The organism is Polaromonas sp. YR568 (assembly GCF_943369675.1).
GTDB lineage: Bacteria > Pseudomonadota > Gammaproteobacteria > Burkholderiales > Burkholderiaceae_C > Polaromonas.
The window spans coordinates 1-14,888 of the sequence record NZ_CALROB020000072.1 but is presented as its reverse complement, the minus strand read 5'-3'; the positions used below and the strand labels follow the sequence as shown (position 1 = coordinate 14,888).

Sequence of the window (14,888 nt, the reverse complement as noted above, 5' to 3'; positions counted from 1 at the left end):
GCCATCAATGTGACCCAGCTTGCGCAGGCGCAGACGCTGGCCTCGAAGGGGCAGGCCAGCGCGACCACCACCATCGGCAGCGGGGCCGCCACCATTTCCATCGGCTTCGGCACCTTCGTGCCTTCCGTTGTCGACGCGGGCACGGGGCTTCCCACCACGCCTTCTTTCACGGTGAACGCGGACAAGAAACCCGCCAGCATTGCGATTGCCGCGGACAGCTCGCTGGAAGACATCCGTGATGCGGTCAACGCCGCCAATGCGGGGGTGTCCGCCAGCATCGTGAATGACGGCAGCGGCACGCCTTACCGCCTCGTCCTGGTGTCCAGCGACACCGGCGAGGCATCGAGCATGAAAATCTCGGTGACAGGCAATACGGCGCTGGGAACCCTGCTCGACCACAACCCGGTTTCCCCGCAGAACATGACGGAAACGGCGGCGGCGAAAGATGCCAAGCTGACCGTGGACGGCATGCCCGTGACCAGCGCGACCAATACCGTGAAGGAATCCATGCAGGGCGTGACGCTCACCCTGGTCAAGCCGGGCGACAGCACGCTGACGGTGTCGCGTGACACGGCCAGCATGACATCGGCCATCAATGCCTTTGTGACCGCCTACAACAGCCTGCTGGCCACCGGCAAGGAACTGACAAGCTACGACGCAACGACCAAAAAGGGCTCCGCCTTGATGGGCGACTCGACGCTGCGCAACCTCCAGGTCAGCCTTCGCCAGGCGCTGACCTCGCCGCAGAGCGGCGGGCCCGGCGACCTCACGATGTTGTCGAAGATCGGCGTGTCCTTCCAGAAGGACGGCACCCTGGCCGTCGATGCCACGAAGCTGGAGACGGCCCTCAACACCAACCTGGACGGGGTCGCCAAGCTGTTTGCCGGCACGGCGACCGACAAGGCGGGATACGGAAAACAGCTGTCCGCGCTGGCGCTGAGCTTTACCTCCAGCGGCGGACCGTTGACGGCTGCCGCGAACGGTGTGACGACGACGCTCAAGCAGCTCGAAGACCAGTACGACGCCATGGAAACCCGGGTGAATGCGACCGTGGAGCGCTACCGCAAGCAATTCACCCAGCTGGACATCATGATGTCCAGCATGAATTCGACCAGCAATTACCTGACCGCGCAGTTTGATGCGATGAACGCCAACAAATAGCCGACACCTCCATGTACACCCCAGCTCACTCCCACAACACGGGCGCCAAGGCCTACGCCAAGGTCGGCATCGAAATAGGCGCCATGAGCGCCTCGCCGCACCAGCTGATCACGATGCTGTTCGACGGCGCAAAAACGGCCATTGCCATGGCGCGCCACCACATGGCGAACAAGGACATCAGCGCCAAGGGCCAGGCCATTTCCAAGGCCATCAACATCGTCGACAACGGCCTGAAGGCCAGCCTGGACGCGGACGCCGCGGGCGTGGCCGGCGCCCAGCTGGTGGCGGACCTGTCGGCGTTCTACGCCTACGTCACGCAGCGCCTGCTGTATGCCAACCTGCGCAACGACCCGGCGCTGCTGGACGAGGCCGACCGGCTGCTGGACAGCATCAGCTCCGCGTGGCGCGAAATCGACCCGCAACGCACGCAGCCACTGGTGGCCTCCGATGCACCCGCCGCCGCGCGTTTCTCCGCGGGGGCCTGACCCTATGGGCTCCCAGAGTGAAGTCATGCATTGCTACGAACAGATCGCCCCGCTGACCGAGCGCATGCTCGTGCTGGCGCGCGCCAAACAGTGGGGCGAGCTGCCCCAGCTGGAGGGCGTGTACAGCAGCATGGTCGAGCGCCTGAAGGACATCGAGCCCTTGAGCTCGCTGGACGAGGCGCAGTCGGCGCGAAAGTACGCGTTGTTGACGCGCATCAGCGCCAACTCCAATGAAATCTACAACATGGTCATGCCACAGCTCGCCAAGCTGGTCGGCGTCATGAAAAGCCTGGAGCAGCAACGCAGCCTCCACAAGGCTTACGGCCAGCCGGACGACGCCCACCTGTCATGAGCGCCGTCACGCCATTGGTGGATACCTTGTTGGCCACGCGGCTGGGACAGCGCGTGGACCTGGTACCGCTGAAGGCGCAGGTTGCAATCACCGGCCCGGGCGCCGTGAGCGATGTGGAGCAGGTCGAGAACGACGTCCGCCTGCCTTCGCGCGAAGCGCTGCAGCGCCAGCTGGGCCCCGGCCTGGTTGGCGGGGGCGGCGCCGCGCTGGACTTCTCGCAGGCCAGGGCCGGCGGCGCCGTCACGCTGAGCGCGGCGGCCCGCACGGTCAGCGCGCTGCTGAAACTTCCCGTGGGCACGACGCCCGCCGTTCGCGGCCTGGCGCCGCTGCTGCCCGACATGCGGGCGCCCGCGGTGCCGGTGCTGGCGGCCGCACTGTCGCGCACGGTGGCCGAATCGGGCCTGTTTTACGAATCCCACCTGCAGCAGTTCGCGGCCGGCCAGCGCACGCTGGCGCAGCTGGCGCGGGAGCCGCAGGCCGGCCTGGCATCCCCGGCCGGAAAAACGCCCGCACCGGAGGGCGGCCTTCGCCTGCCCGCCGCCGGCCCGGCCATTCCGCCGCTTGCCGCCCTGGTGCTTCCCTCGAGCGATGTAGCTGGGGCGCCGGGCGTGCCAAGCGTGCCTCTCTATATAGAGAGCGCACCGGCGGCGGACCTGCCGGAAACGCCGGACGTGGTGTCGAAACTGGCCGCGCCGCAGCTTGCGGGCCCGGCTCCGGCTTTCACAAATCTTTTGGCCTCGCCGGGCGGCGCCCATTCGCCCGAGCCCGCCGGCCCAGCCACCAGCTACGGCCCGACCGGCCTGCCGGACCACGCAGCGCCCAGCCCCCACGATTTTTCCCTGCAGGATGCCGGTGCAGCAGCTTCCGACGCAGCTCCCGATGGCGCCGCGCGCGGCGGCCACCCCGCGGCGACCCCCATCCATCCCGAAGCGGTGAGCCTGGTGCGCCAGCAGCTCGAGATGCTGGCGGTGCCGGTGTTCCGCTGGAGCGGCGAAGGCTGGCCGGGCATTCCCATGGACTGGGAAATACGCCAGGCGCCGCATGAAAACGAGGAGCGTGCAGGCCACGAAGACGGGGCGGAGGACGGCAGCGCGCCGACGGCGCCCTCGGCCTGGACGACCCGCATGACCCTCAAATTCCCCCGGCTGGGCATGGTCGACGTGCGCCTGGGACTGGCGGGCGCGGCGCTGCAATTGCGCCTGAACGCCTCGCAGGACGGCACGGTGGCCGTCCTGAAGGAGGCCCGCGCCGAACTGCCGCGGCGCTTTGGCGCCGTGGGGCTGGAACTGACGGATCTGCAGATAGGCCGCGCGGAACGCACGGCCGGCGCGGCGCAGGCCGGGGAATCCAGGGGAGGCAGCCATGCCGGATAAGCGGCCGGAACAGCCCGAAGGCCGTGGGCTTGACCCCGATCGGCCCGGTGCCGTGGCCTTGTCGCTGGGCGCCGGCGGCCAGGCGCCCACGGTGGTGGCCAAGGGTTACGGGGCGGTGGCCGAGCAGATCGTGCAGCGGGCGCGGGACAGCGGCCTCTACGTCCACGCGTCGTCCGAATTGGTGAAATTGTTAATGCATGTAGACCTGGATTCGCGGATTCCGCCCAATTTGTACCTGGCCGTGGCGGAAATGCTTACATGGATGCATCAGCTTGAAACTGATGAAATTACTACTTAAAAAGTAGATTTGTTGTTTTTTCATCGAAATGACATATCAGCAGCTTTTATAGATTCGATAGTTAACTACTTATTTTTCTTGTTTTGACGCTTAAATGTTACGAAATTGATAAATTTGATTTATTCATGTAATTGTCAGTTTAATGTGTTAAAAATTGCAATTGAGACGAAGTTGTAGGACAGACATCTCAATCAATCTGTGATAGGTGGCGAAATTGTCGGTTCGATGGTTTGGTCCCCTCTGTACAAGCAAATTTTTGAAAGAACAGGAACCCAAAGTGATTGAAACTGGTACCGCAAACGATATTGGTGATTTGAACTTGGCCTACCTGCTGCTCGCAAAGCGGCTGGTGAGCGAGGACATCGCGTTGGCGATGTTCCGCCTGGGCATGAGCCGGGAGCTGGCCGACCTGCTGGGCAGCCTGTCGCTTTCACAGATTGTGAAACTGGCCGGCTCCAGCCTGCTGCTGTGCCGTTTCCGCTTCGACGACCACCCCATGCTGTCGGCGCTGACGCTGGAAGGCAAAAACCCGGCGCTGCAGCAGGCCCATGCGGCCATCCTGCTGTCCGGCCAACAACTTGAGGCCGCGCGGTGATCGCGGTCGCCCTCGCCGCGGCCTGTTTTTCCGGGAGCCGTCATGGCCGGTAAAAGCGTCATCGTCGAAGCCCGGGAAATCCACCTGGCCATGGACCTGATCAAGCTGGGCGCACGCCTGCAGTTTCTCGAGGCGGAAACCAGCCTGAGCCGCGACCGCCTGATCAAGCTCTACAAGGAAATCAAGGGAACGTCGCCGCCCAAGGGCCTGCTGCCGTTTTCGACCGACTGGTTCATGACCTGGCTGTCCAACATCCACTCGTCGATGTTCTACAACATCTACCGTTTCATGATGACGCACGGCGGCTGCACGCGGATTTCCGCCATCATCAAAAGCTACCGCCTCTACATCGAGCAGGTGCAGCAGCAGGGCGGCGAGCCGGTGCTGGACTTTACCCGGGCCTGGACGCTGGTGCGCTTTTTCGACAGCGACATGCTGCAGCTGAGCACCTGCACGCGCTGCACGGGCCTGTTTGTCGCCCACGCCCATGATTCGCAGAGCAACTATGTGTGTGTGCTGTGCCGGCCCCCGTCGCGCGCCGGCAAGACCCGCCCCTCCGGCGGCGCCAGGCGCGACGTCGCCGACGATGCCTCCGGCGACGCCGCCGGCACCGTCGGCGCCATCGGCCATACGCCCGCACTGTCGTCCTCGCAATGGCTCGCCAACGTGATGAACAGCTCCCGCAGCGCCTGACGGCGGACGGTTTTCGTTTTTATTGATCCGCAGGAGAACCTCGTGCTCGTAATCATTGGCTATCTGGTCGTACTGGGTTCCGTCTTCGGCGGCTACGCCATGATGGGCGGGCATTTCGGCGTGTTGTACCAGCCGCTGGAATTCCTGATCATCGGCGGCTCGGCGCTGGGCGCCTTCGTCGCGGGCAATGACGGCCGCACCATACGCGCCACGGTCAAAGAGCTGCCCAAGCTGCTGCGTGCCTCGAAAAAGCACGACAAGGCGCTCTACATGGAGCTGCTGGCCCTGCTCTACGTGCTGCTCTCCAAAGGCCGCAAGGACGGCATGATGGCGCTGGAGTCCGACATCGACGACCCGCTGAACAGCCCGATCTTTGCGCCCTACACGGTGATCCTGGGCGATGCCCGCGTGCTGGAGTTCCTGACCGACTACCTGCGCCTGATCGTGAGCGGCAACACCGACCCCTTCGAGATAGAGCAGCTGATGGAGCACGAACTCGAAACCTACAAACATGAAGCCGAAGTGCCGGCCCACAGCCTGGCGCGCGTCGGCGACGCCCTGCCGGCCCTGGGCATCGTCGCGGCGGTGCTGGGCGTGGTGCACGCGCTGGCCTCGGCCGACCTGCCGCCCGCGGAAATGGGCCAGCTGATCGCGCACGCCATGGTCGGCACCTTCCTGGGCATCCTGCTGGCCTACGGTTTTGTGTCGCCGCTGGCCACGCTGATCGAGCACAAGGTGGCGGAGTCGCTGAAGGCCTACCAGTGCGTGAAGGTCACGCTGATGGCCAGCCTGAACGGCTACGCGCCGCAGCTGGCGGTGGAATTCGGCCGCAAGATCCTGTACTCGACGGAGCGCCCCTCCTTCGTCGAGCTGGACGTCCACGTGCGTGAAGTCAAGGCGCGCTGACGCGCCCCCAACGCAACGAACGGAACTGCCATGAGCGAAGCCGCCCGCAAAATCATCGTCATCAAGCGCCCCGTGCAGGCCGCCGCCCACCATGGCGGCGCCTGGAAGATCGCGTTTGCCGACTTCATGACGGCGATGTTCGCTTTCTTCCTGGTGATGTGGATACTGAGCATCTCCACGCCCAAACAGCTCGAGGGCATCGCCGACCAGTTCAAGATGCCGCTGAAGGTGGCGCTGGCCGGCGGCAGCAAAAGCAGCATGACCGCCCACGTGATTCCGGGCGGCGGCGTGGACCGCGTGCACATGGACGGCGAAACCCGCAACTCCCAGGCCGAGAGCGGCAACGACCCGGACGACGGCAAGCGGCTGGAAGCGCTCAAGGAGCGGCTGGACAACATGATCGAGACCAGCCCGGTGCTGCGGCAGTTCCGGCCCCAGCTGCTGATCGACATCACGCCCGAAGGCCTGCGCATCCAGATCGTGGACAGCAACAACCGGCCCATGTTCGACCGCTCCAGCGCGGTGGTGGTCGCTTACATGCGCAGCATCCTGCGCGAGCTCGCCCCGGTGCTCAACGAGCAGCCCAGCAAGCTCACGCTGACCGGCCACACCGACGCCACCGTGTATTCGCAGGGCGACAAGTCCTACAGCAACTGGGAACTGTCGGCCGACCGGGCCAACGCCTCGCGCCGCGAGCTGGTCGCCGGCAGCATGCAGGACGGCAAAATCCTGCGCGTCATGGGCGTGGCGTCCAGCGTTAACCTGAACCAGGAAGATCCCTTCGCGGCGGTCAACCGGCGCATCAGCATCGTGGTGCTGAACAAGCGCGCCCAGGCGGACATCGAAAGCGGCAACACCACCACGGTGACCGCCACGCCCGCGGCGCCCATTACGCCCGTTACGCCGGCTTCACCCGCGGCCAATACCGGTAACACCGCCAATACCGGCAAACCCGCGAACCCCGGGAACGCCGCGAATGACAGCTACAACAGCAGTTCCGGGATCAAGTCCGTGAACACGCCGCGCGGCGCCCGGCCGGCGCCGCTGAACCCTTCGGCCGCCAAACCTGAAAGCACGACCTGATGAACAAAAAAACCATCCTGGTGGTCGACGATTCCGCCGTCATGCGCCACCTCAATTCCGCCGTGCTGGAAGAAGGTGGCTACCAGGTGCTGCTGGCCGGCGACGGCCAGGCCGCGCTGGCGCAACTGGCGGCCAAACCGGTCGACCTGGTGTTGACCGACTGGACCATGATCCCGATGGACGGCTGCGAACTGACGCGCCAGCTGCGCGCGCGCCCCGATGCGGCGGAACTGCCCATCCTGGTCCTCAGCACCCTCAGCAACGAGGCCAGCAAGGCCGACGCCAAAAAAGCCGGCGCCACCGGCTGGCTGTGCAAGCCGATAGAACCCGAAACCCTGCTGGCCGTGGTGGGCAGCCTGATGCACCCGGCCAGGGCCTGAAGCCCGCGCGGAGCGGCACGGCAACAGCTCCACAGTACACAACAAGAGAGATTTTTTCGATGGATATCACTCAGTTCTACCAGACGTTTTTTGAAGAAGCCGACGAGCTGCTCGCCGAGATGGAGCAGCTGTTCCTGGGCCTGGACCTGGAAGCGCCCGACGGCGAACACCTCAACGCGGTGTTTCGCGCCGCGCATTCGATCAAGGGCGGCGCGGCCACCTTCGGCTTCGTCGCGCTGACCGACACCACCCACCTGCTGGAGAACCTGCTGGACCGGGCGCGCCACGGCGAACTCAAACTGAATACCAAAATGATGGATGCCTTTCTGGAGACCAAAGACGTGTTGCAAAAACAATTGAGTGCCTACCGGGCCGGCACCGAGCCGGAACCTGAAATGGTCGCGGCCATCTGCGCCGTCTTGCGCCAGCTGGCGCTGGAAGCCGGCGGCACGCCTGCGGCCGCGCCGGTGGTTGCCGCGCCGGCGGCCCCGGTGGTGGCCGTGCAGGCCGCGCCCGAAGCCGCGGCCGCGGGCGCCGGTGAGCGGACCCTCAAGGTGCGTTTCACCAAGGTGTCGGACAACGACTGCAAGCTGCTCAGCGAGGAACTCGCCAACCTGGGCCAGGTGACGGCGCAGACCCAGGAGGCGGGCAGCCTGACCATCTGGCTGAAGACCGCCTGCGACGGCAGCGACGTGATCGCGGTCTGCTGCTTCATCATCGAGACCGACCAGATCGACATCCGCGAAGAGGGCGCTGCTGCTCCCGCTCCTGCCGCGCAAGCCGCGCCGCAAGTGCAGGAGCCGGTGGCGGTTGCCGCCGTCCAGCCCGTGCTTGCCGCCGTCGCCGATGCCGCGCCGGCCAACTCCGCCGGTAGCGCTGGTAGTGCCACTGCCGCCACGCCGGCCGCGGTGCAGAACAAGGAGTCCAGCTCCATCCGCGTCGACGTGGAAAAAGTCGACCAGATCATCAACCTCGTCGGTGAACTGGTCATCACCCAATCCATGCTGACGCAGACGGCCTCGTTGCTGGATCCGGTGATGCACGAGCGCCTGCTCAGCGGCATGGGCCACCTCGAGCGCAACGCGCGCGACCTGCAGGAATCGGTCATGTCCATCCGCATGATGCCCATGGACTATGTGTTCAGCCGCTTCCCGCGCCTGATCCGCGACCTCTCGGCCAAGCTCGGCAAGCAGGTGCAGCTGATCACCGTCGGCAAGGAAACCGAACTCGACAAAAGCCTGATCGAGCGCATCATCGACCCCATCACCCACCTGGTGCGCAACAGCCTGGACCACGGCATCGAAGGCCCGGAGCGCCGCGCCGCCGCGGGCAAGGACCCGGTCGGGCGCCTGACGCTGTCGGCCCAGCACCAGGGCGGCAGCATCGTGATCGAGGTCAAGGACGACGGCGGCGGCCTGGTCCGCGAAAAAATCCTGGCCAAGGCGCTGCAGCAAGGCATGCCCGTCAGCGAGGCCATGACGGACGACGAGGTCTGGCAACTGATCTTCGCGCCGGGTTTTTCCACCGCCGAAGCCGTCACCGACGTGTCGGGCCGCGGCGTCGGCATGGACGTGGTCAAGCGCAACATCCATGAAATGGGCGGCCATGTGGAAATTGCCTGCGTGCAGGGCCGGGGCACGACGATACGCATCGTGCTGCCGCTGACGCTGGCCATCCTGAACGGCATGTCCGTCAAGGTCGGCGAAGAGGTCTACATCCTGCCGCTGAACTACGTCATCGAATCCCTGCAGCCCATGGACAAGGACGTGCACTCCATCACCGCCGACGAGCACGTCATGCACGTGCGCGGCGAATACCTGGCGCTGCTTGAACTGCACAAGCTCTTCGACGTGGCCGACGCGGTGGAGCAGCCCACCCAGGGCATCGCCGTCATCGTGCAGTCCGAGGGCACGCGCTTCGCGCTGCTGGTCGACCAGCTCGTGGGCCAGCACCAGGTGGTGGTCAAGAACCTGGAAACCAACTACCGCAAGGTGCCGGGCATTTCCGGCGCGACCATCCTGGGTGACGGCAACGTCGCGCTGATCATCGACGTGGCGGCCGTGCAGCGCGCCAACCGCGACAAGGCCGCCCAGCGCAGCCCGGGCCGCGCGGCACCGGCGCTTGCAGCGAGCGCAGCCGCAGCCGCATCGCGCGCCCTTGAAGTGGCCATGGCGGCGTGAGGTCCGGCCTTGGCGATGCCGCCTTGGCCACAAATGCTTTGTATTCAATCTGCGTGAATCTGCGGATGAATTCCTTTATCCACAGATTACGCGGATTTGCGCAGATAAAACATTCAAGATCCTGCACGCCGGCGCGGTGAAAGGATTTGCACTCCTTCGCAGGCAGGGGTTTTGTATGTCTATGTATCCGCGATGTCTGCGGATACAGCCGCATGCCATAAGGCGGCCCCGGCGACACAGCGCGGATACGCGATGGCGGTTCAATCACGGAGGTGCCCACTCCTGAAACCGCCAGACCATGACCTTCCTCATCCTTGCCTATATCGCCGGCGTCCTGACCATCGTCAGCCCCTGCATTCTTCCCGTGCTGCCTTTTGTGCTGGCGCGGGCCGACCGGCCTTTCCTCAAGAACGGCCTGCCCATGCTGCTGGGCATGGCGCTGGCTTTCACGGGGGTGGCCACGCTGGCGGCCGTGGGCGGTGGCTGGGCGGTACAGGCCAACGAGTACGGGCGCTTCGCGGCGCTGAGCCTGCTGGCCGTGTTTGCCTTGACGCTGATGTTCCCGGAACTGGCCGACCGCCTGGCCAGGCCGCTGGTGGCGCTGGGTGCGCGCATCGCGGAATCGAGCGACGGCGGCACGCTCAAGGACCGCGCCTTTGTGTCGTCTCTCGTGCTGGGTGCGGCCACGGGTTTGTTGTGGGCGCCGTGCGCGGGGCCTGTGCTGGGCTTGATCCTCACCGGTGCGGCGATACAGGGCGCCAACGTGGGCACTTCGCTGTTGCTGCTGGCTTATGCGGGCGGTGCGGCGACCTCGCTGGCGCTTTCCTTGCTGGTCGGCGGGCGCGTGTATGCGCTGCTGCGGCGCTCGCTGGGCATCAGCCAATGGGCGCGGCGCGGCATGGGCGCGGCGGTGCTGGCCGGTGTGGCGTTGATCGCGACCGGGCTGGACACGGGGCTGCTGAGCCAGCTCTCATTGAACAGCACGTCCAGGATCGAACAAAAGCTCGTGGATGTATTGAAGCCGCAAGATATCGCAGTCAAGCCGGCCATGGGCAATACCGTGACGGAGACGGCAGCGTCCGCACCCGAAGCCGCACCTCGGGCCGCGTCCCTGGTCGCCGCGAAGCTGGCCACCCCCGGCGCGACCGCCGTTGCCCATGAAGCGACCTTCGCGCCGCTGGCCGGCGCAAGCGGCTGGATCAATTCATCCGCACTCGCAGGCGCGGACCTGCGCGGCAAGGTTGTGCTGGTCGACTTCTGGACTTACTCCTGCATCAACTGCCTGCGCACGCTGCCCTACATCCGCGCGTGGGCCGACAAATACAGGGATGCCGGCCTGGTCGTCATCGGTGTGCATTCGCCGGAGTTCGCGTTCGAGAAAAACGAAGACAAGGTGCGCAGGGCCGTCAAGGACCTGGGCATCACGTACCCCGTCGCCGTCGACAGCCGGCATGCCATCTGGCGCGGCTTCGAGAACCAGGCCTGGCCGGCGCTGTATTTTGTCGATGCGCAGGGCAGGGTGCGGCACCGGGTGTTCGGCGAAGGCGACTACGAGGCGTCGGAGCGCTTCATCCAGAAGCTGCTGGCCGAGAACGGCAAGGTCACGCGCGGCGGCGGGCTGGTGGCCGTCCAGGGCGAAGGCGTGCAGGCCGCGCCCGGCGACCGTGTCATGTCGGGCGAGACCTATGTGGGCCATGAGCGTGCCGTCAACTTCGTGCCCGCGGGCGGCCTCCAGGCTGACCGCCCGCACGGCTACGAAGCGGCGGCCAGCCTGCAGCTGAACCACTGGACGCTGGGCGGCGAGTGGACGGTGCAAGCCGAGCGCGCCGCCGCATCGCGCGCCGGTGCACGCCTGGCCTACCGTTTCCGCGCGCGTGACCTGCACCTGGTGATGGGCCGCGAAGACGGCGCGGCGCCGGTGCGCTTTCGTGTGCTGGTTGATGGCAGGCCTCCCGGCAAGGTTCACGGCACGGACGTGGCCGCCGACGGCGGCGGCGTGATCGACGCGCACAAGCTGTACCAGCTGGTCAGGTTGCCGGGCTCGGCGGGCGACCACCTGTTCGAGATCGAGTTTCTGGATCCCGGCGCGCATGTCTATGCCTTCACTTTCGGCTGAGCTGGTCAAGCCTTCAACACCTCTTCAGGAACAGCATCATGAAAAAAATCTGGATGGCCTTGACCTTCTTTGTGGGGGGCTTTGCGCATGAGTTGCGCAACCCGCTCAGCTGCCAGTGCATCCCCACGCGGGTGGCCGTCGCCTGGCGTTCGGGCCGCGGCGAACGCTGAAGCAGGCGCCGGGGCAAAGGAGAGATTTGTACCGCAATGTGTCTGGGCGGCTGATACGTACAGAACATTGCGCGGCTGAGACAGCTGCGACACGCCGGCCCGTTGTAATTCATCCTGTGCTTCGGACACAGACGACGCATTTTTTGTTCTTCCATTTTTCACAAGGAAACCACCATGAGCAACATCACCACCATCGACAAAGTCCTCTACACCGGCAAGACCCACACCACCGGCGGGCGCGAGGGGCAAGCCCAGAGTTCCGACGGCCGCCTGGACATCACGCTGTCTTCGCCCGGCAGCGCCGGCAAGGGTACCAACCCGGAGCAGCTGTTCGCGGCCGGCTGGTCGGCCTGCTTCATAGGCGCCATGGGCCGCGCCGCCGCGACGCAGAAGGTGACTTTGCCGGCTGGCCTTGCCGTGGATGCCGAAGTGGACCTGGGCACGGCCGGCGACGCTTTCTTCCTGCAGGCGCGCCTGAACGTGAGCCTGCCCGGTCTGGACAGCGTGACGGCCCGCGCCATCGTGGATGCCGCCCACCAGCTGTGCCCTTACTCCAAGGCCACGCGCGGCAACATCGGTGTGGTGATTAACCTCGTCTGAACACCGCATATGGCAAAGCCGGCCTGCCCGATCAAACGGGCAGGCCGGCTTTTTTTTGTCCGCTCCGGGGTATCAGGCGATCTCGGGCGGATTCAGGTAGAGCGCCTTGTCGCCAGACAGGCTTTGTTTCATTTCGCGTGTGAAGCTGTCTACCAGCACTTCTTCCTGGTTTGCTTCGACACCTGCAAACGAGGCCTGCGCGACCTGCAAGGGGCTTGTCTTCTTCATGTCGAAGCCTTGCGTCATGTCGGTGTCCATAAAACTCACGTGCAGGCCCTGTACCAGGGTGCCCTGGCCGCGCAGCTCAACGCGCAAGGCATTGGTGAAACTCCACACGGCGGACTTCGATGAGGAATACGAGGCCAGCAGGGGGCGCGAGAACCAGGTCGCGTCCGACAGCACGTTGACCACGGCGCCGCCGCCGTTTTTAGCCAGCACGGGCGCAAAAGCCTGGCTCAGAAAAATCGTGCCGTAGTAGTTGGTCTCGAAAATCTCGCGGCTGAGATCGACCATGGACGCATCCAGCACGCTGCCGTTCAAACGCGCGATGCCGGCATTGTTGACCAGCAGCGTGGTGTCGGCGCACTGCCTGGCCGCCGCGGCCACCGACGCCGCATCGGTGACGTCGAGCTGGACCTGGACGATGCCGGGCAGCGTCACGGCCGTGGGGGTTCGCACGCCCGCATAGACCTTCTTCGCGCCGCGCTTGAGGGCCTCCTGCGCGAAGGCCAGGCCCAGGCCGCGGTTGGCACCTGAAATAAATACAACGGAATTTTCAATCTTCATGGTGTTCTTTCTGTGAGGTGAACACCGGGGGCCGGCGTTCATGCCGGCAGCGTGCCGACCTCTTGAAAGCTTGGGGCGGCTGAAGAGATTTGAAATGCCGTAGAAGCCGCGTTTTGGGCCATCGTGCGGCGTCGAGATCGGCTACGGCTTACTGTTCGAATGCCGACGCGGCCGGCATCACCAGCCGCGCCGCCAACCCGCCGCCGGGTCGGTTCGCCAGGCTGAGCCGCGCGCCTATGGACACGGCCAGCTGCTGCGCGATGGCCAGGCCCAGGCCGGTGCCGCCGGTGTCGCGGTTGCGGGAGTTCTCCACGCGGTAAAAGGGTTGCAGCACGGCCTCGAGTTCGGCCTCCGGTATGCCGGGCCCGCGGTCCAGCACGCAGATCTCGATGTCTTGCTGTGCATTGACTTGCACGGTCAGTTCCACAGCCTCACCGAACTTGAGCGCGTTGTCGGCCAGGTTGGTCAGGATGCGCCGCATCGCCAGCGGCCGGCTCATCACGGGGCGGCCGACCTGGCCGCTCACGGTGATGGGTTTGCCGGCGTCTTCGTAGTCGCAGCGCAGGGTGTCCAGCAGCGCGTCCAGGTCCACGCGGCGCGGGTTCTCGTCGGCGCCGTGCAGGCTGCGCGCATAGGTCAGGGCCTCGCGCACCAGGGCCACCATTTCGTCGAGGTCGTGCTGCAGCTTGCCGCGCTGCTCTTCGTCGTCCATCAGGTCGGTGCGCAGGCGCATGCGGGTGATCGGCGTCTGCAAATCGTGCGAGATCGCGGCCAGGATCTGCGTGCGCTCCGTCAGGTAGCCGGCGATGCGCCGCTGCATCGCGTTGAAGGCGGTGGAGGCGCGCGCCACCTCGGTCGGTCCGCCCTCGGGCAGCGCGGTGCCCTTGAGGTCGGGACCCAGCGCATCGGCGGCATTGGCGAGCTGGCGCAGCGGCCGGGTCGCGATGCGCACGGCGAAGAAGGCGCAGACTGCCAGCAGCGACAGTTGCAGCAGCAGCAGGGCGGGCAGCCACGGCGAGATCGGCATGGCCGCGGCCCAGAGGTTGATGGTCAGCGGCGCGCCGTCGCTGAGCACCAGGTGGATGTGCACGCGTTTCGGGTCGCCGGGAATGGCATTGACGCTAACCTTGTAGCGCTGGTCCACCGCGTTGTCGATCGATGCGCTGACCCGCGCGGCGATCTCGTTGTCGCTGCCCACCTCAGTGATGCCGCCGTCCAGCTGGTAGCGGTAGTTCTTGCGGTCTATCAGCGGCAGCCAGGCGGCGCGTTCGGCCGCCGGCACGCGGTCCAGGATGGCGACGGAGCTGGTGATGTCTTTTTCCAGGTTGTCCAGCATCAGGTCGCGGCCCACCAGGCCGCGTTCGTACATCACCAGCAGGTAAGACATGGCCTGGGCGGCCAGGATGCCCAGCAGCAGGATCAGCATCAGGCGGGCGAACAGGCTTTGCGGCCAGCGCGGCCATGCGCGCGAAGGTGCCACCGTCATGCGGCCTCCGCCCGGCCCTGCACTGCGGCGCTGAACACATAACCTTCGCTGCGCACCGTCTTGATGTAGCGCGGCTCGCGCGCGCCATCGCCCAGGCGCTGGCGCAGCCGGCTGACCAGCAGGTCGATGGAACGCTCGAACAATTCGGCGTCGCGGCCTTGTGTGAGGTTCAGCAGCTGGTCGCGGTTGAGTACGCGCTGCGGATGGTCCAGGAACACGCGCAG

17 protein-coding genes are annotated in these 14,888 nt (G+C 65.6%); 14 read left to right on the top strand and 3 right to left on the bottom strand.

Annotated features, from left to right (window positions below; translation table 11 throughout):
- From fliD to ACLV8F_RS23875, 14 genes are all read left to right on the top strand, one after another.
- A partial coding sequence (fliD, locus tag ACLV8F_RS23940; protein WP_411886696.1) for a flagellar filament capping protein FliD occupies window positions 1-1,161 on the top strand: 1,161 nt, incomplete at its 5' end.
- 11 nt (window positions 1,162-1,172) lie between these two features.
- Complete coding sequence (gene fliS / locus ACLV8F_RS23935; protein ID WP_411886695.1) at window positions 1,173-1,646, top strand: flagellar export chaperone FliS; 474 nt, start codon at window positions 1,173-1,175, stop codon at window positions 1,644-1,646.
- Window positions 1,647-1,671: 25 nt separating this feature from the next.
- A complete protein-coding gene (locus ACLV8F_RS23930; protein WP_411886694.1) occupies window positions 1,672-1,998 on the top strand; it encodes a flagellar protein FliT in 327 nt (108 codons plus the stop codon).
- Window positions 1,995-3,371 (top strand): flagellar hook-length control protein FliK, encoded by a 1,377-nt coding sequence (locus ACLV8F_RS23925; protein WP_411886693.1) that lies wholly within the window; start codon window positions 1,995-1,997, stop codon window positions 3,369-3,371. Before ACLV8F_RS23930 ends, ACLV8F_RS23925 begins: the two co-directional genes overlap by 4 nt.
- Entirely contained in the window at window positions 3,361-3,669 is a 309-nt protein-coding gene (locus tag ACLV8F_RS23920) for an EscU/YscU/HrcU family type III secretion system export apparatus switch protein (RefSeq protein WP_411886692.1), read from the top strand. The genes ACLV8F_RS23925 and ACLV8F_RS23920 overlap by 11 nt, the downstream gene beginning before the upstream one ends.
- 205 nt (window positions 3,670-3,874) lie before the next feature.
- On the top strand, window positions 3,875-4,264 hold the full coding sequence (gene flhD, locus ACLV8F_RS23915) for a flagellar transcriptional regulator FlhD (protein WP_411886691.1): 390 nt from the start codon (window positions 3,875-3,877) through the stop codon (window positions 4,262-4,264).
- A gap of 42 nt (window positions 4,265-4,306) precedes the next feature.
- Window positions 4,307-4,957, top strand: coding sequence for a flagellar transcriptional regulator FlhC (gene flhC, locus ACLV8F_RS23910; RefSeq protein ID WP_411886690.1), 651 nt, complete (start codon window positions 4,307-4,309; stop codon window positions 4,955-4,957).
- Window positions 4,958-4,999: 42 nt separating this feature from the next.
- Window positions 5,000-5,863: a flagellar motor stator protein MotA gene (motA, locus tag ACLV8F_RS23905; protein ID WP_411886689.1), complete on the top strand. Its 864-nt coding sequence runs from the start codon at window positions 5,000-5,002 to the stop codon at window positions 5,861-5,863.
- 30 nt (window positions 5,864-5,893) lie between these two features.
- A complete protein-coding gene (gene motB, locus ACLV8F_RS23900; RefSeq protein ID WP_411886688.1) occupies window positions 5,894-6,946 on the top strand; it encodes a flagellar motor protein MotB in 1,053 nt (350 codons plus the stop codon).
- On the top strand, window positions 6,946-7,326 hold the full coding sequence (locus ACLV8F_RS23895; RefSeq protein WP_411886687.1) for a response regulator: 381 nt from the start codon (window positions 6,946-6,948) through the stop codon (window positions 7,324-7,326). Before motB ends, ACLV8F_RS23895 begins: the two co-directional genes overlap by 1 nt.
- Window positions 7,327-7,385: 59 nt before the next feature.
- On the top strand, window positions 7,386-9,506 hold the full coding sequence (gene cheA / locus ACLV8F_RS23890; RefSeq protein ID WP_411886686.1) for a chemotaxis protein CheA: 2,121 nt from the start codon (window positions 7,386-7,388) through the stop codon (window positions 9,504-9,506).
- 298 nt (window positions 9,507-9,804) lie between these two features.
- The gene (locus ACLV8F_RS23885) at window positions 9,805-11,622 is read left to right on the top strand and encodes a cytochrome c biogenesis protein DipZ (protein WP_411886685.1); all 1,818 of its coding nucleotides are present in this window, start codon (window positions 9,805-9,807) and stop codon (window positions 11,620-11,622) included.
- Window positions 11,623-11,660: 38 nt separating this feature from the next.
- A complete protein-coding gene (locus ACLV8F_RS23880) occupies window positions 11,661-11,792 on the top strand; it encodes a hypothetical protein (RefSeq protein WP_411886684.1) in 132 nt (43 codons plus the stop codon).
- A gap of 183 nt (window positions 11,793-11,975) precedes the next feature.
- Window positions 11,976-12,392, top strand: a complete 417-nt coding sequence (locus ACLV8F_RS23875) for an organic hydroperoxide resistance protein (RefSeq protein WP_411886697.1) — start codon at window positions 11,976-11,978, stop codon at window positions 12,390-12,392.
- 72 nt (window positions 12,393-12,464) lie between these two features.
- Here the strand turns inward: ACLV8F_RS23875 and ACLV8F_RS23870 are convergent, their stop codons facing one another.
- The 3 genes from ACLV8F_RS23870 to ACLV8F_RS23860 all read right to left on the bottom strand — a co-directional run.
- Complete coding sequence (locus ACLV8F_RS23870; protein ID WP_411886683.1) at window positions 12,465-13,178, bottom strand: SDR family oxidoreductase; 714 nt, start codon at window positions 13,176-13,178, stop codon at window positions 12,465-12,467.
- 148 nt (window positions 13,179-13,326) lie between these two features.
- Window positions 13,327-14,664, bottom strand: coding sequence for an ATP-binding protein (locus ACLV8F_RS23865; RefSeq protein WP_411886682.1), 1,338 nt, complete (start codon window positions 14,662-14,664; stop codon window positions 13,327-13,329).
- Window positions 14,661-14,888 (bottom strand): winged helix-turn-helix domain-containing protein (locus ACLV8F_RS23860; RefSeq protein WP_411886681.1); only part of this gene is annotated, 228 nt, incomplete at its 5' end. The genes ACLV8F_RS23860 and ACLV8F_RS23865, both read right to left, overlap by 4 nt.

Bases quoted from the DNA above. Each gene is read 5' to 3' on its own strand.
- fliS (WP_411886695.1), top strand. From the start codon at position 1,173: ATGTACACCCCAGCTCACTCCCACAACACGGGCGCCAAGGCCTACGCC.
- ACLV8F_RS23930 (WP_411886694.1), top strand. From the start codon at position 1,672: ATGCATTGCTACGAACAGATCGCCCCGCTGACCGAGCGCATGCTCGTG.
- ACLV8F_RS23925 (WP_411886693.1), top strand. From the start codon at position 1,995: ATGAGCGCCGTCACGCCATTGGTGGATACCTTGTTGGCCACGCGGCTG.
- ACLV8F_RS23920 (WP_411886692.1), top strand. From the start codon at position 3,361: ATGCCGGATAAGCGGCCGGAACAGCCCGAAGGCCGTGGGCTTGACCCC.
- flhC (WP_411886690.1), top strand. From the start codon at position 4,307: ATGGCCGGTAAAAGCGTCATCGTCGAAGCCCGGGAAATCCACCTGGCC.
- motB (WP_411886688.1), top strand. From the start codon at position 5,894: ATGAGCGAAGCCGCCCGCAAAATCATCGTCATCAAGCGCCCCGTGCAG.
- ACLV8F_RS23895 (WP_411886687.1), top strand. From the start codon at position 6,946: ATGAACAAAAAAACCATCCTGGTGGTCGACGATTCCGCCGTCATGCGC.
- cheA (WP_411886686.1), top strand. From the start codon at position 7,386: ATGGATATCACTCAGTTCTACCAGACGTTTTTTGAAGAAGCCGACGAG.
- ACLV8F_RS23885 (WP_411886685.1), top strand. From the start codon at position 9,805: ATGACCTTCCTCATCCTTGCCTATATCGCCGGCGTCCTGACCATCGTC.
- ACLV8F_RS23880 (WP_411886684.1), top strand. From the start codon at position 11,661: ATGAAAAAAATCTGGATGGCCTTGACCTTCTTTGTGGGGGGCTTTGCG.
- ACLV8F_RS23870 (WP_411886683.1), bottom strand. From the start codon at position 13,178: ATGAAGATTGAAAATTCCGTTGTATTTATTTCAGGTGCCAACCGCGGC.
- ACLV8F_RS23865 (WP_411886682.1), bottom strand. From the start codon at position 14,664: ATGACGGTGGCACCTTCGCGCGCATGGCCGCGCTGGCCGCAAAGCCTG.